15 protein-coding genes and 1 pseudogene are annotated in these 21,379 nt (G+C 41.0%); 13 read left to right on the top strand and 3 right to left on the bottom strand.

Going from position 1 to position 21,379, the window contains the following annotated elements:
• Positions 1-46 precede the first annotated feature (46 nt).
• The 9 genes from BLW54_RS11030 to BLW54_RS10990 all read left to right on the top strand — a co-directional run bounded on the left by BLW54_RS11030 (position 47) and on the right by BLW54_RS10990 (position 10,771).
• A complete protein-coding gene (locus BLW54_RS11030; RefSeq protein WP_083391516.1) occupies positions 47-724 on the top strand; it encodes an aminoglycoside adenylyltransferase domain-containing protein in 678 nt (225 codons plus the stop codon).
• A gap of 550 nt (positions 725-1,274) precedes the next feature.
• Positions 1,275-2,180 carry an endonuclease I family protein gene (locus BLW54_RS11025; RefSeq protein WP_074734612.1) on the top strand — a complete coding sequence of 302 codons (906 nt, stop codon included), beginning with the start codon at positions 1,275-1,277 and terminating at the stop codon, positions 2,178-2,180.
• A gap of 1,486 nt (positions 2,181-3,666) precedes the next feature.
• Complete coding sequence (locus BLW54_RS11020; RefSeq protein ID WP_139254161.1) at positions 3,667-3,879, top strand: hypothetical protein; 213 nt, start codon at positions 3,667-3,669, stop codon at positions 3,877-3,879.
• Positions 3,880-4,141: 262 nt separating this feature from the next.
• Positions 4,142-5,422, top strand: a complete 1,281-nt coding sequence (locus BLW54_RS11015; protein WP_074734606.1) for an extracellular solute-binding protein — start codon at positions 4,142-4,144, stop codon at positions 5,420-5,422.
• Positions 5,423-5,482: 60 nt separating this feature from the next.
• Positions 5,483-6,430 carry a carbohydrate ABC transporter permease gene (locus BLW54_RS11010; protein ID WP_083391514.1) on the top strand — a complete coding sequence of 316 codons (948 nt, stop codon included), beginning with the start codon at positions 5,483-5,485 and terminating at the stop codon, positions 6,428-6,430.
• A gap of 14 nt (positions 6,431-6,444) precedes the next feature.
• A complete protein-coding gene (locus tag BLW54_RS11005; protein WP_074734604.1) occupies positions 6,445-7,314 on the top strand; it encodes a carbohydrate ABC transporter permease in 870 nt (289 codons plus the stop codon).
• A 230-nt stretch (positions 7,315-7,544) separates the two neighbouring features.
• Positions 7,545-8,456 carry an AraC family transcriptional regulator gene (locus BLW54_RS11000; RefSeq protein ID WP_083391513.1) on the top strand — a complete coding sequence of 304 codons (912 nt, stop codon included), beginning with the start codon at positions 7,545-7,547 and terminating at the stop codon, positions 8,454-8,456.
• A gap of 203 nt (positions 8,457-8,659) precedes the next feature.
• Positions 8,660-9,583: a sugar phosphate isomerase/epimerase family protein gene (locus BLW54_RS10995; RefSeq protein WP_074734602.1), complete on the top strand. Its 924-nt coding sequence runs from the start codon at positions 8,660-8,662 to the stop codon at positions 9,581-9,583.
• A gap of 21 nt (positions 9,584-9,604) precedes the next feature.
• Positions 9,605-10,771, top strand: a complete 1,167-nt coding sequence (locus tag BLW54_RS10990; RefSeq protein WP_074734600.1) for a Gfo/Idh/MocA family protein — start codon at positions 9,605-9,607, stop codon at positions 10,769-10,771.
• A gap of 536 nt (positions 10,772-11,307) precedes the next feature.
• Here the strand turns inward: BLW54_RS10990 and BLW54_RS10985 are convergent.
• Positions 11,308-12,282 carry a bile acid:sodium symporter family protein gene (locus BLW54_RS10985; protein WP_074734598.1) on the bottom strand — a complete coding sequence of 325 codons (975 nt, stop codon included), beginning with the start codon at positions 12,280-12,282 and terminating at the stop codon, positions 11,308-11,310.
• Positions 12,279-13,673, bottom strand: coding sequence for an FAD-binding oxidoreductase (locus tag BLW54_RS10980; protein WP_074734596.1), 1,395 nt, complete (start codon positions 13,671-13,673; stop codon positions 12,279-12,281). Before BLW54_RS10980 ends, BLW54_RS10985 begins: the two co-directional genes overlap by 4 nt.
• A 171-nt stretch (positions 13,674-13,844) precedes the next feature.
• On the opposite strand from BLW54_RS10980, the pseudogene BLW54_RS10975 reads away from it, so the two are divergent.
• A pseudogene (locus BLW54_RS10975) lies at positions 13,845-14,176 on the top strand (DUF4260 domain-containing protein); the annotation flags it as partial.
• A gap of 122 nt (positions 14,177-14,298) precedes the next feature.
• Here the strand turns inward: BLW54_RS10975 and BLW54_RS10970 are convergent.
• Positions 14,299-15,984: an N-acetylmuramoyl-L-alanine amidase gene (locus BLW54_RS10970; protein WP_074734594.1), complete on the bottom strand. Its 1,686-nt coding sequence runs from the start codon at positions 15,982-15,984 to the stop codon at positions 14,299-14,301.
• Positions 15,985-16,195: 211 nt separating this feature from the next.
• On the opposite strand from BLW54_RS10970, the gene BLW54_RS10965 reads away from it, so the two are divergent.
• The 3 genes from BLW54_RS10965 to BLW54_RS10955 all read left to right on the top strand — a co-directional run bounded on the left by BLW54_RS10965 (position 16,196) and on the right by BLW54_RS10955 (position 21,228).
• On the top strand, positions 16,196-17,410 hold the full coding sequence (locus tag BLW54_RS10965) for an EAL domain-containing protein (RefSeq protein WP_035504723.1): 1,215 nt from the start codon (positions 16,196-16,198) through the stop codon (positions 17,408-17,410).
• A 27-nt stretch (positions 17,411-17,437) separates the two neighbouring features.
• Positions 17,438-17,908 (top strand): GNAT family N-acetyltransferase, encoded by a 471-nt coding sequence (locus tag BLW54_RS10960; RefSeq protein ID WP_074734592.1) that lies wholly within the window; start codon positions 17,438-17,440, stop codon positions 17,906-17,908.
• A 593-nt stretch (positions 17,909-18,501) separates the two neighbouring features.
• Positions 18,502-21,228, top strand: coding sequence for a pullulanase (locus BLW54_RS10955; RefSeq protein WP_074734590.1), 2,727 nt, complete (start codon positions 18,502-18,504; stop codon positions 21,226-21,228).
• Positions 21,229-21,379: the final 151 nt, after the last annotated feature.

Below are 21,379 nucleotides of genomic sequence, written 5' to 3'. Positions count from 1 at the left end.
TCTCGAAGAATGTACCGAATAAATCTGTAAAATATTAGGAGCTCATTTGGTTGGCGTATATCTGCATGGATCCCTTGTATTGGATGGCTTCGTCCCTGAAAAAAGCGATGTCGACCTTATCGTTGTGACGGAAAAGCAAATGACGAGGAAAGATGCGGATCTACTCACAGCCTTTTTACTAGATAAATCTGAATCTCCATTTCCGATTGAGTTTTCCGTCCTGAATCGGAATCAATTGAACCATTGGCAGCATCCTAGCCACTATGACTACCATTATAGTGAAGCCTTGAGGGAACGCTTCTTGAACAGAAAAGTTACATACTCGCAATGGAAGGAACAGAAGGATGCGGATTTGGCTGGTCATGTAACAATCATTAACCATAAAGGGCGAGTCTTGTACGGTGCCCCGATTTGTGAAGTATTTCCAGTCATTCCGAAGAAGGATTATCTGGATTCGATCATGAATGATTATAAAGATTGTTTGGAAAATGTGCTTGAAGCTCCAGTCTATTGTGTTTTGAATATTCTCCGCGTCTATCTCTACTTACTCGAAGGTAGAATCTGCTCGAAGGACGAAGCAGGAAGGTGGGCGATGAATTCGCCTTATGCCTCTACAGTGGGTAAAGTGCTAAAGAGAAGAAGAGGGGAAGCAATTTCTTTTTCTGATGAGGAGTTGCTAGCATTCAAAGAGTATTACCAGAAGAAAGTTGAGGCGTTAAATTAAATCATTCACCGAAGCTAAGGTTTTGATCTCGTCGTATAAATGATACATTATTGCTCCTCATGGAAAGTGGTGCATGATCAAAGATATGGTTTCTATAAAAAGAGAAGCAAAGTTCATTCTGGATTTAACAAAGATCCAAATATCTATTTTTGCTTCATGATACACAGGGAATGTTGCATTTCAACACTTTTATTTAATGTGGGCGGACGTGACTGGAATGAGGAAACTCTAGAACCGTCCCTGCACTTCGGAAGTGGACATATTTGAACGCAAGGTGGCATTGGCTTCTGACAGGATATGGGCTGGATATTCTCCATTACTACTGGTATCTTATTTAACCTCATACTGATATAGTAAAATTTAAGAGAAATTCATTACTGAAGACCATGATCGAAATCAATACTTTGAATTTAAGATTATTCAAGTAAGGTTTGAGTAGATGCTTTTGTTTAATAGCGATATTTCGTAAAGCATTTTAATGCATTTTATTTTTGGAAAAAGCAGGGGAGATAAAGAGCATTAGAATCGTAAGGAACGGAGGAGGAATTTCATGAATGGTAAATCAGAAGTGATTTCAGTTACCACCAATCGTGAGCATATCCACACCATTCTTTCGCAGCTGAAGGAAACAAAAGAGAAAATCCAGAGGGATGAAAGAGCCTATTATGATGAGGATAAAAATAAGGTAGCAATAGCTCAGTATTACAATGCCATTCATTTTAAAAAACATGAGGATTCCTTACTCTCATCTTTGCAAAAATTGCTTAGGGAAACTCATACCAATCCAGTGCGGTATGATCCCAGTGAATATGTATATCCTTGGGTTGATTTAAGGCCGGACGGAAATTTGAAAAGTATATACTCTGGTCAAGAGAAAAAGCCAGAAGCTGCCATACAAGAGGATTATGAAACCTCCTTAAAACGAAAGTTAGAAATGGAAAAGACGACTGATACGACTAATCAAAATCGAGTGGCTCGGATTGTGAGTAATTTTAAATATAATTGCGAACATGCCGTCCCTCAATCTTGGTTTAATGAACAAGAGCCGATGCGTGGCGATCTTCATCATCTATTTACATGTGAACCTACTTGTAATTCCCTTCGAAGTAACTATCCATATTATGATTTTAAGGACTATCGTCCAGAAGGAATTCGCAATAATCGAATCGAAGAAGCGTGCGGCAAAGCTGACGATGGTTTATTTGAACCGGAATATGCGAAAGGGACAGCAGCCAGAGCGATGCTCTATTTCTTAGTCCGCTATCCACATCAAATTGACCCATCTCATAAGAAAAAGATTGACCTTGGGCTTTTGATAGACTGGCATCAAAAATTCCCGCCTGATGTTTATGAACACCACCGTAACCAGGCAATTTACAACATTCAAGGAAACCGCAATCCGTTTATAGATTTTCCAGAAGAAATGAAAGCAGTCATGACTCACTCATATGAATAAGCAATCATAAAAAAACGGCTCTACTGAATGAGAGTCGTTTTTTAAGTAGGGAGATGTTTTGCCTCAGCGCGTCGATTCACCATTTGGGTTAGTTGAGAAGTATAAAACAAAAAAACGCGGGGATGGTTTGTGGCTTCCTAAGCAAATAAATGATCAAGATTGTTCGTCATTTGATATGTTGGATAATTAGGTAGGAGTTCTGTAAAAATCCAATTAAAGTTCATTCAGCACTTAGAAAAGATCCAAAAATCTATTCTTGCTTTATGATACATGGGGTATGCTGTATTCATAATAAAACACTCTCATTTTTGAATTGAATAGAACTTGAGGAAAGCAGACAGAGATACGATAGAAAGAGCCAAGGTTGATTATGAACAGCTTGAAGACTATCGGAAATAGTGCAAGTGGCTCGAACTTCTTACCGATTCCATCGAGTCCGGGGAGATCTTCGACTTTTTGCTGGTGGAAGAAGAGACATCGCAGAAAAAGAATTAGTGTTTGTGCTAGCCCCTATAAGGAGAAAATTTTTTCACCAAGCAGAAGACTGTTGTTTTTGTAGTAAATTTTTATTCCGACGAGTCGTATACTCTGCTTTTACATGACTGGATTATGACTGGATTTTCTATAAAAATCTAAAAACCCTCTCTTAAGATAATTAATCTTAAGAGAGGGTTTTTTGTTATTAGGACTAAACTTTTCACCCAAAATTCCATCTTATTGTTATTTCATTTTTTGGCATAACACGATACAGGAAATTTCAATGCCTACCCTAATCCAGTATGTTTATGGAATTCTACAATGTAGGTAATGGCAGTTAGTATGAAGGTGTTTTTTTGGAACATGAAGGCACATAAAAAAGATCCCTTCCCAACTTCTTCAAATTATTTTAAACTCCTCGTTGGCCCAATAACGTTCAGCAGAAGGTAATTAGCAGATATTACAAGTGGAACAAATTAATTATATCAGTTTTGGAAGCCAATCAAAAAGGGCGTACATTTTCTGATGAACCAGAAGAATCCCCTAAACAACTTGAGCTCAAATAAAGAGTACAAACGTAAAAAGGAGAAAGGTATTTTGCTAGCTGATCATCCTAAATTTGATAAATACCCTTAAACACTTATTGGGGCTGTATGAAATCAATTATCAGATTGCTGGTGAAGTACCAGAGGAGACGTACAGACAATATGTGAGAGCAAATAACATTTATTTAATTTTCTAAAAATTAAATAAATTTGTTGACTGATAGGATAATTGATATTATCCTTATTATCAGAAGTTGATAATTAATCTATCAAAAATTACCCTTATTGGGTTATTGTGAGCTTCATTTTGGTATCTTAAGGTTAAGTTTTGAATTTTTGTTCCAATCCTTTGATTAACTAAAAAGACATTAGTAAGGGAGGCAAGAGTAAAAAGTATTAGCTTTTATTAAATTCTACTCTTATTGGTTTGCAAGGGTAGGAAAATGAAGAAAGAGGAAGAGAATATGAAACGTGCATTCAATGCGGGAACCACATTGGAAAACTCAAATCAGGAAGATTATGTGGTGTTTTGTGGAAAACATGATTTCGAATTTATAGAAATCCGTCTGGGTAAATGGAAAGAATCCTTAATTACACACTCCATTAAGTACCTGCAAAACTTTTTTTATCGGCAAATTTGTAACCGCTATCATTTACGCCATGAACTCCAACTATGAAAATCTGAAAAATCTATCAATCGATAAATTGTTCCTTTTTTACACCGATGATTGCAAAGGGTGCCAGGAGAAGGGGGGATCCCGTTGGAAATTATCATTTCTATCCTTTATGAAAAAGGCTTAAAGGTCCTGTTTCTGTTGAATTGTTCCGTGCGAAATATTGGGAGTTAGAAGCAGAAGAGTTTATCAGAAAGACCAAAGATAAAACAGTTTATCTATTAGATAGCGCCTTACCAAAAAACATTTGAAAAGGAGAATGAGCATGAAAAAATTAATGGCAATGTTAGCTGTTTTGACGTTGTCGATTTTAGCTGCCTGCGGAGGAGGTGAAGAAACATCAGGCGAAGAAGCTAAAACGATCTCGGTAGCAATGGTAGCAGGGGTTGAATCAGCTGCCGTTAAACAAATGATTCCTCAATTTGAAGAAGAGACTGGAATTAAAGTGGATTGGAACGAATTTGACTACAATACCCTTTATGAGCGAATCTATAATGATTTGCGTAATGGTGGGGAGACGTACGATGTGATTTTTGCCGATGACCCTTGGATGCCAATGTTTGCGGGTGGCGGGTTCCTGACACCTTTAGATGAACTTGGTTATGAGCCGGATGAGGATTTTGTAGAGACTTCCCGTCAAGTTACAATGTGGCCGGCACCGGGCAGCCCTCGTTTACCTGGATCTGAAGAAAGTGAGGAGCCAAGATACTATGGTGTTCCGCAAGTTGGTAATGTACAGCTTTTCTTCTACCGAAAAGATATTCTTAGCGACATCCCTGAAACTTGGGAGGATCTAGAGAAAGCAATGGAAGAGCACAAGGATGAAATTGAGTACGGATTCGTTCATCGAGGAGCTCGGGGTAACCCGATAGCTACAAACTTCAATGCATTCTTATGGTCCCATGGTGCTGATTTCTTTGATGAAGAGTGGAATGTAACATTAGACAGTCCGGAAGCAATTAAAGCATTAGAACGCTACTTGAGTTTTTTAGACTATGCACCAGAAGGAGTCGGCAGCTATAATGCCGATGAAATAGGTCGTACTATGGCTGGCGGTGATGGATTAACATCCATCGTTTGGCCGGCATGGGGAGAAACAGTGGAAGATGAGTCGAAATCAGAGGTTGTCGGAAAAATGGGTTATGGGCTTGTACCTAAAGCGGAAGGAAAAGATCATGCTCCGATGGTCGGTAACTGGATTTTCGGTATCCCAGAGGGTTCTGATAATAAGGAAAACGCACTGTCATTTATTGAATGGGCATCCTCTAAGGAAGTACAAACGGAAATGACAAAACTCGGAGGAATACCCACACGTACCAGTGTACTGACAGATGGCGAACTACTTAAAGACTACCCGTATTTGGAAGCGGTAGAGGAAGGTCTCCAGAATGCTAAATGGCGTCCACGTACTCCGTTATATTCTCAGGTGGAACAGATTTATGGAACCTATTTGAATAGAGCTGTTACAGGTGATCTGAGTGCAGAAGAAACACTTAAAAGAGCAGCTAAGGATATAAGAAGCGTGATGGAGGAAAATGGTTATTAAATTAAATAGATTAGGGGGGAGGGATTTCTTTCTCTCTTAATCTCATTAGGAGTGAAGCACATGAATATCAGGGAATCGACAATCATGAAGGCTCTTCCCAATAAAAAAGAAAAGAAGGAAAAAAAGGCTGCACCTGGCTTATCCAGTGACAGGAGACTGTCTGGGATATTATTAACCCCGACCCTTTTACTGCTAGCTTTATTGACATTATTCCCGATTGGTTATGCTGTTTTTATTTCTTTCTCTTCTTTTGATACATTCGGTAATTCTACTGGCTTTGCCGGACTGCAGAACTATGTCAAGACATTCACCAGCAGTATCTTTTGGAACTCTATTTTTGTTACTTTGATTTTTACTGCTCTTGCTGTAGGATCACAGATTTTTCTAGGGTTCAACTTGGCTTTAATTATGTCGAAAGATAGCAAAGCGATGAAGTATTTGCGTTGGTTGCTTATTATACCGATGATGCTTTCCCCGCTTGTTGTCGCAATTGTATTCAAATTGATGCTGCATACAGAGATGGGAATTATTAACTATATGCTGCAGAGTATCGGAATACCGCAAGTTAATTTCTTAGGAGAACCTGTTCTTGCCTTTGTATCATTAGTGGTTGTGGACATATGGCAGTGGACGCCGATGGTTTTCTTAATTATCTTAGCTGGAATGCAATCACTACCTAAAGACCCATTTGAAGCAGCAGATATTGATGGTGCTTCAAAATTTCAGACTATCCGTTATGTGATGATTCCCATGTTGAAGCCGGTTCTTGTCGTTGCACTTGTTATCCGTACCATGGATGCTTTAAGAACATTTGACCAAGTATTCGTTCTTACCCAGGGTGGACCAGGGCAAGCGACGGAGACTGTCAGTTTTCTAATGTACCGTCAAGCCATGAAATTCTCGGATTTTGGTTTTGCTTCGGCAGGTTTGTTAGTCGTCTTAGTTATTACGATTATTATCTCTTCATTACTTATTAAAATGATGAATTCCTCACAAGTATCTAATTAGAAAGGGGTATAAGTATGGCTGCTATTTCCGCAAAGAATGAAGACTGGAAACTCAAATTGCTGCGTGGTTCTTTCTTGACAGCTGCAATTCTTTTCATCCTTTTTCCTCTTTATTGGATGGTAATAACAAGTTTCAAAACAGAAGGTGAGCTCTTTGCGAACCAACAAACATTCTTTCCACAAGATATCACACTTCAGTATTATCTTGACCCGATAGAGGGAATATTTTCACCAAATAATCCATTTATGCAATTTTTCATTAACAGTACCATCGTTTCGTTCGCCTCAACTTTATTATGTTTAACAATTGGTGCCTTTTCTGCCTATAGCCTTGCTCGTTTTAAAATGAAAGGGAAAAGAAATGAGAGACTATCATTTTTAATTCTTACGGCGAGAATGCTGCCGCCAATCGTAATTGTTGTCCCCCTTTATTTAATCATGCAAAAAATTGGGCTATTAAACACACTGTGGGCGATGTTAATCGTGTATACAGGATTTAATCTTCCTTTTGTTGTTTGGATGCTTAAGGCATTCTTTGAAGAAATTCCAGAATCCTTGGAGGAATCAGCCATGATTGATGGATCATCTCGCTTTATGGCTTTTGTGAAAATTATCCTTCCTTTAGCTCTTCCAGGTCTTGTAGCAACATCCATCTTTACCATTATTCTAACCTGGAATGAATTCTTATTTGCGATGTTTTTGTTGAATAACACGGATGTAATGACATTGCCAGCTGGAATTTCTACTTTTATTACGCAGTTTAAAACCAATTGGGGGGCGTTAACGGCTGCAGCTACCATATCTATTCTCCCAGTGCTAATTTTCTCTTTCTTAGTACAAAAACATTTGGTGAAAGGTATGACAATGGGAGCAGTTAAAGGATAATTCCAAATTTATAGCGAGTAGAGGTATGGATACCAATATTAATTGGAATCGACATATAGAGGTGTTATTTAAGAGGCAAGACTTTCAGCGTAGGAACAGAGATTGTATAAGGTTTGAATCATTTAAAATAGGGTGTTGAGTAAAGGGCTTGAGTTCTATTGCTTATATTTTTACTTAATAGGTATTTAGTTTCCTGGATTAATTACTCTAAAAGCAGCAAAGGAGAGGAAATGTGGCAAGATATATTTAAAAAAGTAAGGCTGGAAAGCTGTTTGGGAGATGAAACAATGACTCAAATTTCAGTTAATGAAACGTATACATCAACCTTTGAGAATGGTTGGATTCCTGAATTGCTCTATATTAGTAATGTGGATGAAGCATATACGAAATTTCCCCGTTCTATGCATAAGCATAATGATATTTTAGAACTTATTTATATAAAAAAAGGAAATGGCCACTTCATAATTGGGGATAGACATTATAGGGTACATCAGGGAGATGTTCTTATTTATAACAAAGGGGTGCTCCATGATGAATATCCAAATCCAAAGACGAATCTGAACGTATTTTGTTGCGGAATAACCAATGTCAAGTTTGCTGGATTACCAAAAAACCATTTAGTTTCACCAGAGAGTTCCTATGTGCTGCACAGCGGTGATCAGGCCATTGAGATTGAAACAATGCTGAATATTATGTATTCACAAGTTTCTAATGAGAAAACGGGGAGAGCAGAAATCTGCAGTTATCTGCTTCGTTCGCTAATTCCCCTCCTTTTACAGATTCCCCAGAATAATTTTGGCCAATCCCCATCAGAAGAATCGATATTATCAAAAGAAATTAAAGCCTATGTCGATGAATATTACTTTGAGAAAATAAATTTGGAATACATCGCGCGCAAGTTTCATATAAGTTCCTATTATCTATCACATCTTTTTAAAGAATTTACCGGGTTTTCTCTAATCCAATATACCATTCGGCGGCGGATTGGCGAAGCGCAGTCTCTGCTTATCAATACGAATGATAAGGTTACCAGAATAGCTGGAACGGTAGGTTACGATAACACTAGCTACTTTACGACTTTGTTTTCTAAAATAGTGGGCATGTCTCCCAAAAAATATCGGGAATTTTGGAGAAAACAATGAAAACTAAATAAATAAAAAAGCAATAAGTGAGCCACTTATTGCTTTTTTATTTATTATTCATGAACCTTCTGCCAACTTAAAAACAAGATAGTGAAAGTTTTTGTTTATTTATAAGAAATAGCCCAACCAAATAAGCAATATCATGAAAGCGTTAAAAAAACTTTGAATTTATAATTAATGTACAAGATTTGGAGGTGTTTCAAATGAGTGTGGTAATTTCAGGGGCTCCATGCTGTTGGGGTGTGGATGATCCTAATAATCCACATCTGCCACCGTGGGAGCTGGTATTGCAAGAAGCCTCTCAGGCTGGATATAAAGGCATTGAGCTAGGACCTTATGGATATATTCCACTGGATATCGCACAAGTGCAAGGGAAGCTCTCTGAAAATAATTTGACGATCATTGCCGGCACCGTCTTTGATGATTTAGTTTCCGAATCTCATTTAGATAGCTTAATCAATCAAGTGGATGATATTTGTCAATTTATTACTACTCTGCCTTCTTCTGAGCAGGAGAATGGACAGCATTTCTCCACACCTTATTTAGTTTTAATTGATTGGGGCCATGATGAAAGGGATTATAATGCTGGGCACCCTGATAGAGCCCCGCGTTTAGACGAAAATGAGTGGAAGCAAATGGTCGATCATATCAAGATACTCGCAGAACGAGCGTGGGACCAATACGGAGTACGTCCAGTCATTCATCCTCATGCAGGCGGCTATATCGAGTTTGAGGATGAAATCAGCCAGCTGGTTCAAGACATTTCTTATGAAACTGCGGGGCTCTGTCTCGATACAGGCCATCTATATTATTCAAAGATGGATCCAGTAGAATGGATCAGGGATTATGCGGAGCGGTTGGACTATATTCACTTTAAAGATATTAACAAAGAAGTATACGAGCAGGTCATGGGAGAACATATCCGTTTTTTTGATGGAGTTGCCAAAGGGGTCATGTGCCCGATTGGACATGGAGTCATTGATTACGATTCCATTCATCGCTTGTTAAAAGGTATCAACTATCATGGGTACATCACCATTGAACAGGAAAGGGATCCTAGACATTCCGATACTAGTTTCCGTGATGTGAAACAAAGTGTGGACTATTTGAAAAGCCTTGGATATTGATAGAGAAAGGAGAAATGAATCATGATTAATGGCGAAAAGAGTATGGATGCTCCTTTGCGCTGGGCTATGGTAGGCGGTGGTCGCGGAAGCCAAATCGGCTACATCCACCGATCAGCTGCACTAAGGGATCATAATTTTCAGCTGGCAGCCGGTGCCTTTGATATAAATCCAGAACGCGGAAAAGAGTTTGGTATCAACCTGTATGTAGATCCAGACCGCTGTTACCCAGATTACCAAACCATGTTCGAAGAAGAGACAAAAAGAGAAGACGGTATTCAAGTTGTTTCGATTGCAACTCCAAACGGAACACATTATGAAATATGTAAGACTGCCCTTCAAGCAGGACTTCATGTTATTTGTGAAAAGCCGTTATGTTTTAACATGGAGCAAGCGAATGAACTAGAAAAACTTGCCCAAGAGAAGAACAGAATAATTGGGATTACCTATGGGTATTCAGGGCATCAGGCGATCGAACAAGGAAGGCAATTAATTGCAAATGGAGATTTAGGAGACATTCGAATTGTAAATATGCAGTTTGCCCATGGGTTTCATTCACAAGCCGTCGAAAAATACAATCAGAGCACCAAGTGGCGGGTGGACCCCAAAGTAGCAGGACCGAGTTATGTACTCGGGGACTTAGGCACTCATCCCCTCTACTTGTCAGAGGTGATGCTCCCTGAAATGAAAATCAGAAAATTACTTTGTACACGTCAGAGCTTTGTAAAAAAACGTGCCCCGCTTGAAGATAATGCTTATACCCTAATGGAATATGACAATGGTGCGGTTGGGACTGTCTGGTCATCATGCGTAAATGCCGGATCGATGCACGGACAAAAAATCCGAATTGTCGGGTCTAAAGCTAGTATTGAATGGTGGGATGAACAGCCTAACCAGCTTAGATACGAGATTCAAGGAAAACCTGTACAAATCTTAGAGCGTGGGATGGATTATCTTTACCCGGAAGCTTTGAGAGATGATCGCATCAGTGGCGGCCATGCAGAAGGATTATTTGAAGCTTGGTCTAATCTTTACAGCCGTTTTGCGAAGGCTGTGGATGCTGCCGATTCAGAAGAACCATTGGAAAATGTTTGGTACCCTGGGATTGAGGCAGGAATTGAAGGCGTCCGTTGGGTAGAGAACTGTGTACGATCTGCAGATAAAGGGGCAGTTTGGGTTGATTATCAATAAACGACAGTAGGTGTAATTAAGGCTTTTAAAAGGCAGCCCCGTAAAAGTCAATGGCAGTCCTATGGAGAGAAAAATTCAAACAGCCGGAGGAATCAACAATGCTCAAAACAGGAAATTATAAGAGGTAGATACAGGTCATGTTGAGGTTGGGAGTGTGGCTGATCCTCGTGTGCTTCTTTTAGGAGCAGTTTAATATATAGGGGATGTTTTTTTGACTGTATTATGACTCGACACTGTTCATTAAGTAATAAAAAACCTATTGTAATTATTTAATTTATTTGCTAACGGAAACCGTGTGATAATAAGGTTCTGCGGAACTTAATATTGTCTATTATGAATGGGCGGCATGGTGTAAGGTATTTCTCCTTGCTTAATCATAATATCAACCAAAAGAGCCTACTTCTCTTATGAAGAGTAGGCTCTTTTGGTTCTCACTCTAAATATTTTTCTATTTTTATTATAGTTGGGTGGTGGGGAATCAGGCACTGACAGCATTATTAAACGATGGTGCAAGGACAATGGATCGGTCCCCGCTATTACGCTTGTCTGGAGATGGGCTTGGTTTCTTTGATGTCTTTTCCTTCTGTGACTCGCTTTTTGGACCAGATTGTTGCTAGAATCGGCCCGGAAATGTTGTGCCAGACTGCTGCGATGACATTAGGCAAGGCAGCTAATGGTCCAAAGTGGGCGGTTGCTAGGGCTACGCCAAGGCCGGAATTCTGCATACCAACTTCGATGGATATCGCTCTTCGTTTACTTTCATCCAGTCCCATTAGTACAGCTGCTAGATACCCAAGGAAAAGGCCAAGCAAGTTATGAAGCATAACCGCTGAAAAAATCAGCAACCCTGAAGTGGTGATACTTTCTACGTTCGCTGCTACGACTGCGGAAACGATGATGATGATCGCGATAACGGAAATCAGCGGAACGACAGTGGCGCTTTTTTCAACGGTTGCCGGAAAGATTCTTCTGAGTAAAACCCCCAGAGTGATCGGAACAATAATGACTTGGACAATGGATAAGAACATCGCGACTGGGTCTACGGGCAGCCATTGGCCTGCTAGGGCTAACAGGATCAACGGTGTCAGAATCGGCGCAAGCATGGTAGATAAGGAAGTCATGGCAACAGAAAGGGCAAGGTTTCCTTTCGCTAGGTAGACCATGACATTTGACGCTGTACCGCCTGGAACAGAACCCAAGAGTACCAGGCCTGCTGCCAGTTCAGCCGGTAAATTCATAAGATAGGCAAGCATCAAAGCTACTAACGGCATTAGAACGTATTGGGAAGCGACTCCAATGATAACGGGGATAGGTTTACTTAATACTAGCTTGAAATCTACGGGTTTAAGTGTGAGCCCCATCCCGAACATGACGACTCCCAATAGGATCGTGATATAAGCACCTAAACCTACGAAAGGTCCCGGGATGAAAAATGCGATAAGGGCTACCCCGATCACTAAAACGGCAAAGTATTTTCCGGCTAGATTACTGATTGACTCTAGTAATTTCATTTGCTTCTTCCTTCCGTATCTACAAGTTTATGAGGATTCATGATTCCTTTCGGGTCCAGTGCTGATTTGATATGTCCCATGACATTTAGTGCACCTCCATGTTCACGCTTCAAATACTTCATTTTTCCCCGTCCGACGCCATGCTCTCCGGTGCATGTTCCGCCTCGTGCCAAGGCATATTCCACGATGGCTTCATTGAATTGCTCCGCCATCCTTACTTCTTCTGGATGATCTGTATCGATCATTAACAAAGCATGGTAGTTGCCGTCACCGACGTGGCCCAGGATACCTGCTTCAAAGTCCAATTCCTCGATTTTTTCTCTTCCATGTTTGATGGCACCTGCTAACTCTGAGATGGGAACACAAACATCAGTGACCATGAGCTTTCTTCCAGGGTTGCCGTGGATATAAGCGTAGGCCAGGTTATGTCGTGCTTCCCAAAGCTTGGTGCGGGCTGCATTATCCTTTTCAAAATGAACGTCTTCACAGTGATGATCTGCGACGATTTCTTCCATAAAGGCGACATCATGCTTGAGACCAGGTTCATTCCCATGAAATTCAAGAAACAATGTAGGTTTTTCTTTATAATCCATTTTGCTGAAGCTGTTCACTTGCCTGATGGAAGCTTCATCGACGAGTTCGACACGGGCGACCGGGACCCCGGTCTGCAGTATCGAAACCACTGCCTCGACAGCATCATCAATAGTCGGGAACGACGCTCTTGCGGCCATGATATTTTCCGGGATTCCGTATACTCTCAAAGTCAGTTCGGTAATACAGCCGAGCGTTCCTTCTGAACCGACATAAAGGCTCGTCAGGTCATATCCGGAAGAGGACTTCTGCGCCATGTTTCCTGTGTGGATAATCTCACCGTCCGGCAGCACAACTTCTAAATCATTTACTTGATCCTTCATAACCCCATATTTGACAGAGGTCGTCCCGCTCGCATTGGTAGCTGCCATACCCCCGAGCGTTGCATCTGCCCCTGGGTCCACCGTGAAAAACAGGCCGTATTTCTTCAGTTCTTTATTCAATTGAGACCTTGTTACACCAGGCTGGACCTTGACGAGAAAGTCCTTTTCCCGGATTTCAACGACTTTGTTCATTAGTGTAAAGTCGATGGTAATTCCCTTATCAGAAGGAATGACATGACCCTCCAGGCTGGATCCCAGTCCGAAAGGGACGATCGGTGTATCATTTCTATCCGCTACTTTGACAATCTCACTTACTTCCTCCGAACTTTCGGGGAAAACGACTATGTCTGGATTATTCCCGGCATGATAGGATTCATCCTTGCTGTGGTGCTCAAGAATCGTTTCATTGGTAGAGACTTGGTCATCTCTTAAGAAAGCTTTCAATTCATCTAGTAAATTCTCGACACGAGTACTCATATGTATGTCACCTCTGTATTCTAATTAAATCGTTTATTCCAAGGATTATACATAATACTCTGAAAATTTACAACCTTTCTTAAGGCTGTTTGCATAAATTCCCTTGTTTCCGGTTATGACAAGCACTGCTTGTCTATATTATAAACTTGTGAAGGAAGTGAATAACAACGCCTTCACCCCGAAGGCACTATCGTTTTATTGGCTGATCTTTATTTTTACCATATCCTGAACTTCAGCTGGATCGTTTTTGCCCTCCTGTTATTCACCATTGATGTTTCTGTGCTCGGTTATGTCATTCATGAAAAAGCCGGAAGTTATATTTATAATTTTTTTCACAGTTACCTTATTCCGGCGATTCTCATCCTAATTTCTATACAATCAAGCAATGACAAGTTATTGATGATCGCTTAATTTGGATGGCGCATATTGGGATGGATCGGATGTTCGAATTTAGCTTAAAGTATCCGACAGGGTACAAGGATACCCATTTTCAAAAACTATAAAGGGAAATAAAACAAAGGGTATTTGAAGAATTGCTCTGGGTGGAGGATGGAGATGATAATAAAGAAAGAAGAGTTATAGAGAGAAAGCCAGAACCTCAGTAGGAAAGGTTCCGGCTTTCTCTCTATAACTCTTCTAATACGTCATTCAGCTGTTCACGCTGTGTAGATATTTCTTCTATGGCGTGGTTAATGTTGCGTTCATAGATTTGTAAGATCAATTGTCCGTAAGTTTCTCCCGGTACGGCCCATCTTCCGTTCAATTCTGTCCATGTTGGGGCGATGCCGCGTGTGACGAGGTCGAAACGAGGATCGACCTTTTCTAATTCGGATGGAATAGGATCTGTGGATGCATAAGCGTATAAATGTTGGATATGAGCATGGACACCTTCTTCTGGTGTATCAAAGGTGGCTCCAGGATTGCCGGGACCCGTGGCGCCGATTCCGGCAAAGTTGTTCTGATCTTCATCGACAAGGCCTGTAAAACGAAAATAATCCGTTTCATGAATCGCTTGAGCATAGGCGATATCTCCGCGAATTTCATAGGCTTCGCCATATTGAATATAAAAGCGCCCAAGGTCTGGGGCATCAGGGTTGACGGTTTTTACAAAGTCATCAAGCTGACAGGGACTCAAATACATATCCCCTAATATCGAATATCCATCCTCTTCTGGTGGTTCTGGTTCTGGATCCGGTTCTGGATCAGGCTCACTTGGTGGTGTAGAGTCTTCACCAAGAATAAATGCGTCTGAAATGCCGATGGATTTAAGCCTTTCTACTTGGGCCTCGGCATTTTCTTTTTCGGAGTAGGCCCCTGTCTGAACGCGGTAATGGGTCACCCCGGAGATATCTGCTTGCACAATGAACCCGTCGATTCCTTCTTTAGAAAGGTCCTTAATCCGCTGTTCAGCATTTTCGCGATTGCGGAAAGATCCTGCGATAACACGGAATAGACCGTCTTCAGGGTTCTCCGGTTCCGGCTGGGGGGAAGAATCCTCGCCTCGTACAATGAAAGCATTTGTAATACCAATTCGTTTTAATTGCTCCACTTGTTCTTTGGCGTTTTCTTCTTTTGCGAATGCTCCCGTCTGGACTCGATAATATTGGGTTCCAGAAATGGTTGTCGGTACCACAAATCCTGGGAAACCTTGTCTTGCTAAGGATTCGATTCTGTCTTCAGCGTTTTTCCTGTTCCGGAAGGATCCAGCGATTACCCTGTATAACGCGTCTCCTTCTGATGGTGGAGGACTGGGTTGTGGTTTTCTTGGAAGGTCGAGTGAATCGGCAACTCCCTCGGCAATTCCTCTGCTTACATCATTAATGAATGTGGAATTTCTCAACAAAGCGAGGTCTCCGGGGTTGTCAATGAACAATACTTCAATGAGAAGAGCACTCATATCCGTTTCTCGTGTCACATAAAGATTGGCTCGTTTCTTTCCCCTGTCGCGAACGTTATATTTCCCACCGATCGCCCTATAGGTGGAATTGTGAATGATGTTTTGATAGGTTCGAGTATTTGGATTTAACGCCCCATTGTAAATGTACGTTTCAAATCCGCTTCCACCTGCTGCATTGTTGTGAATGGATAAGAAAAAGTCGGCATTTTCCCTGTTGGCAAGGCGTGTACGCGCGTTAAGAGATAAGGTTACATCATTCGTCCGCGTCATAAGAATGTTGACTTGATAGTTTTGAGTAAGGAAACGTTGGACATTCAAAGCGATGGACAGGTTGAAGGTCTTTTCCTGATAGCCTTGATACGTAGCACCTGAATCCGATCCTCCGTGACCGGCATCTATGACAACAGTTTTCATAGTAGTCAGTCTCCTTTCTAAGACTCCTGCTATTATATGAAAATATCAGAAGACAAGTATAGTTGAATGTAGGAAATAAAAGAAATTTTTTACATAGATATTCTTAAAGAACCACTAGCAACCACTAGCTCTGTGAGAGAACCTTTCTTTAGATGTGCACCCGAGATATTGTATAATGAAGAAAGAGGCAGAAATCTAGGAGGGGGAACGCATGGATCCATTAGATATCTTAGGGAATTTACATAAAATTAAGCCGGCCTTCCAACCGATTGTCAGTGCGATTAATCATGGAGTCATTGGACATGAAGTATTGGCACGTTATGAAGGGGACGGGGAATGGCACAGTTTGGGGCCTTTTTTCCATGATCCGGATGTCCCCGAAGAATTCAAAGTTGAAGTGGACCAGCATATTTTGAAACTGGCCATTGAGGAGATGCTTGAAAGCGGGACAGAAGGTTTATTGTTTATTAATCGTAATGCGAAACAGTTGATGATTAATGATGGGGACGACCTGCTTCAGTCCTTGCTTGTGTTTGCTCAAAAAGGATTTGATATGGAAAGGATCGTCATTGAAGTGACAGAGCATGACTTTGATGAAGATTTTGAATCATTAAATCACCTGCTTCTCTATTATAAAACATATGGGATTCAAATCGCTGTCGATCACATCGGGGCAAAAAGCTCGAACATCGACCGCATCCGTTTATTAGAGCCGCACATCCTTAAAATTGATACAGGCATTATACGAAAGCAGAACGGCGATCTTTTCCATGACATCATGTATTCCATGTCGATGCTTGCCCACCGGATTGGTGCTGCTCTCCTTTTTGAAAATATTGAGGATGATTACCAGCTGCATTTTGCATGGAAACATGGCAGTCGCTATTATCAAGGATTTTATCTTGGGAAACCGAAATTTAAACCTGTGGATCATCAATCGCTTGCGATTAATATAGGTGAAAAGATGGCGGGCTATGTTCAGCGAGAGAAGGGGTTACTTGAACAGCGGCATGACTTCATAAGGAAGTGGGAGAGTAAAGTGAAGGGTCTTTTATCGAAATGGGAAGGACCAAAGAAAGCGGATGCCTTTATCGAAGGAGTAACCCAAGAATTCCATGAAGAAAGCTTCCGGATGTTCATATGCCATATAGATGGCCAGCAAGTGTCCTCCAACTTCAGGAAAAAAGAGGAGATTTGGGAACTTGAGCCTTATAAGCGTGGATCAAATTGGGCTTTTCGTCCGTATTTCCTTGAAAGTGTAATGCAGATGAAGGCGTTACATACCGGCTTACTTTCCGATCTTTATTCCGATATCGAAACGAAAGAGATGGTACGGACCTTCAGTTTCCCACTGACAGATCAACATTTCTTATTCATTGATTTGAGATATGCTTATCTATATGAGCATGAGTGTCTACTTGCGTAATCATTTTGTCAAAGAAGGGAGAGAGTGATGAATATTTCCGTAAAAGAAATGACGGAGGAAAGGGCGATTGTATCACTGCAATGGAAATATGAGCCACCTTATGATTTTTATAATGTGAACGGGGATGGAGCCAGCCTTGCCGAGCGGCTGGACGGAACATACAAGGCGTTATTTGAGGGTAAGACTTTTATTGGATTCTTTTGTATAGGTGAAGGCGCCAAAGTGCCTGCTGGTCGTCGTAGGGGTGTATATCAGGATGAGGCTGTTGATATGGGGCTTGGTATGGATCCAGCATTAACGGGTAAAGGGAAAGGAACGCCGTTCTGTTCGGCTGTACTTTCCTATATCAAAAAGGAATACCCAGGGAAACCCATACGCCTTTCTGTCGCTACATTTAACAGAAGAGCGATCCAGCTATATAAAAATATAGGTTTCGTAAAAAAAGATACTTTCTATACAGAAGCCTGTGAATTCATAACTATGGTAAAAGTGCCTTAGAAAAGACCGGAGATACTTCATCTCCGGTCTTTTTACATGAAGCGAAGGCGGGGTTTTTTTACAAATCACTAGTGGATTAATGATCGATTATGACACATAATTTACATAATATAATTATTGGTAATTAAAATTGTGGTGTTCTATGATATGAAATGTTAGTAAAGCTGATGTGGAAACACACCTATGGTACAAGCATCATCTGGAATCTGGTTCTGTATTGAATGTGAGGGAGAAGGGTCACATTAAAAGACCAAAACATGGCCGATTCGAAAAGATATCCTTCCGCCCTGGATGAGAGTGAATGATAAAGGTTCTGCAAATGGAATGCCTAAAAGCACTTCAATGGCTCCTGTTATACCTACCATCTGAGCCGTTCGCAAAAGAGCAAATACCTTCTAATAATCTCCTTCAGTTTATAGAACAAAATTATTTCAGAATATAGGCCAATGGGCACAGACCAAACGATTGCTTTTTCTGCAATTTTCTGAATAATCACTCGCGTGAGAAAAGAATATGGTATAGTCAAATTAGTGAAACCGCTTGCACTTAATGGTTCGTGTGAGCATTAAAAAACTAAAAGGGGGACGTATGATTTGGACATTTGGAAGAATTGGAGGAAAGTTGTAATCAGCTTTATTGTAGTATTTATGTTAGCTGTTCCGGGGGGTTTTTCTTGGATTAGTGAAACCGAGACGTCTGCTGAAACGAATGAAACCGTTACCATCAATTACAAAAGATTGGATGGAAATTATGAAGGCTGGGGATTACATTTGTGGAACCAGGACAAAAATAATCCGGCCATTGAACAGGGAACCGACTGGAATAGACCGATTGTATTTACAAAGGAAACGAATTATGGAGTAGCGGCAGAAGTTCCAGTGATTGATATTCAGAATGGGTTAAATTTTATCGTACATAAAGGGGATGAAAAAGATACACCAAGTGATCGGAGTTTTCCTGTTACAGGTGAAAAGGAGTTTTGGCTGGTACAAGGTGATTCGAGAGTGTATGTAGATGAACCCGTACTTTCTCCTCATGTGAAGGCAGCTAAAATTACGAATGAAAAGCTTGTATCGTTGACGATGAATCAAATCATTGAGGATGTGGACCATACGGATTTTGACCTTAAAGGGGCAGATGGGGAGGTGGTAAGCATTCATAGAGCGGAGTCAGATGGGCAAGAGATCGTTCTCCATACGGAAGAGGCCCTTGACCTTACACAAACCTATACCCTTCATTTTGAGGAAAAGAAAACAAACGTCTATGTGGACTGGCAGTTGATGGATGACAAGTTTGCTTATGATGGAGAGTTAGGAGCAACCTTACATGAAAATGGCACAGCTACATTAAAATTATGGTCACCGACAGCCACCAATGTTTCGGTTGTTCTCTATGATAAAGACAATCAGTATCAGGTCGTTAAAGAAGACATCGCTATGAAAAAAGGGGATAATGGGGTGTGGTCTGTGACGCTTGACGAGAAAAATACAAACCTTTCAGACTTGAATAAGTATTATTACCAGTACAGGATTGAGGCCTATGGTGAAGAGAAGACTGCCCTTGATCCATATGCGAAATCAATGGCAGCATCAAACGATGAGGATCAAGATGATGTCGGAAAAGCGGCGATTGTGGATCCATCGGATATAGGTCCAAAATTGAAAGACGCGAAAATAAAGAACTATGAAAAGCGTGAAGATGCGATTATATGGGAAGCACACGTGAGGGATTTTACGTCTGATCCTAGTATTGAAGGCGAGCTGAACTCACAATTCGGAACGTTCAATGCTTTTGTTGAACGTTTAGACTACATTAAAGAACTTGGAGTGACTCATGTTCAATTGCTTCCTGTCATGAAGTATTATTTCGGGAATGAATGGGAGAACGGAGTGCGTGAACGGGAGTATTCTGCATCTGGCAACAATTATAATTGGGGATATGACCCCCATAGTTATTTCTCTCTATCAGGTATGTATTCGGAACTCCCACAAGATCCGGGAGAAAGAATCAGAGAGTTTAAAAGATTGGTTAATGAAATTCATAAACGTAAGATGGGAGTTATTTTGGATGTCGTATACAACCATACGGCAAAAGTAAGCATTCTCGAAGACCTTGTTCCGAACTACTACCATTACATGGACGATGAAGGAAAGGCAAAAGTCAGTTATGGTGGAGGAAGAGTGGGTACGACTCACGAAATGTCTCGGAAACTCATGGTAGACTCCATTAAATACTGGGTAGAGGAATTCAAAGTGGATGGATTTCGTTTTGATTTGATGGGGGACCTTGACGCGGAGAGTGTCCAGCTTGCTTATGAAGAAGCGAAAGCGATAAACCCTGATATTTTAATGCTTGGCGAGGGATGGAGAACTTATGACGGAGACACCGGGGCTGAAGAAGTCATGCCAGCGGATCAAGACTGGATGAATGAAACAGATGGGGCGGCTGTTTTTTCCGATGAGATTCGAAATGAATTAAAGTCTGGTTTTGGAAGTGAAGGGGAGCCCCGTTTCATCACTGGCGGAGCACGTTCTATTCAAACCATTTTCAATACTATTAAAGGGCAGCCGGAAAACGTGACGGAAGATGACCCTGGTGATATCGTCCAATATATTGCAGCCCATGATAATTTGACACTCCATGACGTGATTGCCCAGTCCATCCAAAAAGACCCGTTTCACCACGAAGAGGAGATTCAGAAGCGGATCCGCCTCGGCAATTCAATGATCTTAACAAGCCAGGGCATTTCTTTCCTCCATGCGGGCCAAGAATATGGCCGCACGAAACAATGGAAAGGGGAAGGAGTACCGGAGGACAAGTGGACATACATGGAGGATGAACACGGAAAGGCATTTGAACATCCGTACTTCATCCATGATTCTTATGATTCCACAGATGTGATTAATCAGTTCGATTGGAAGTCTGTATTAGAACCAAGTCTTCAGAAGGAAACGATGGAATATACCAAAGGCTTAATTGAATTGAGAAGGTGGACAGATGCTTTCCGCCACGGCTCAGAAGCGCTTGTGAATGAACATGTGACGATGCTGGAGGCTCCAGAAGTTCAAGATACCGACTTGCTTATTGCTTACAAAGCAGTGGATCCGGGTGGAAAAGGAAAAGGCAGCTACTATGTGTTCGTCAATGCAGATAATAAGGAGCGGACACTTACAGTTAGTGACGACCTAAGAAAAGGAAAAGTCCTTGTAGATAACGATGAAGCGGGCCGCAGGAAAGTGGAGGAACCTTCAGGTTTCGAATGGAACAAAGGTCAATTGACGATTGATCCATTAACGACTATTGTTATTCAGACGAAGTAAAAAATAAGAGAGGGGAACGCTTGCGCTTAATCCATCCCTTTTAATAAAGGATTGCCATTCTATAGAAAAACGAGAAGACAAGAACTTTTCCTCTTGAGGAGATATTCTTGTCTTTGCTTTTATCTGCTTGGATAGCCACTCTAATGAACGG

The organism is Halobacillus karajensis (assembly GCF_900108515.1).
Lineage (GTDB): Bacteria > Bacillota > Bacilli > Bacillales > Halobacillaceae > Halobacillus > Halobacillus karajensis.
This window is presented reverse-complemented; position numbering and strand designations above follow the sequence as displayed.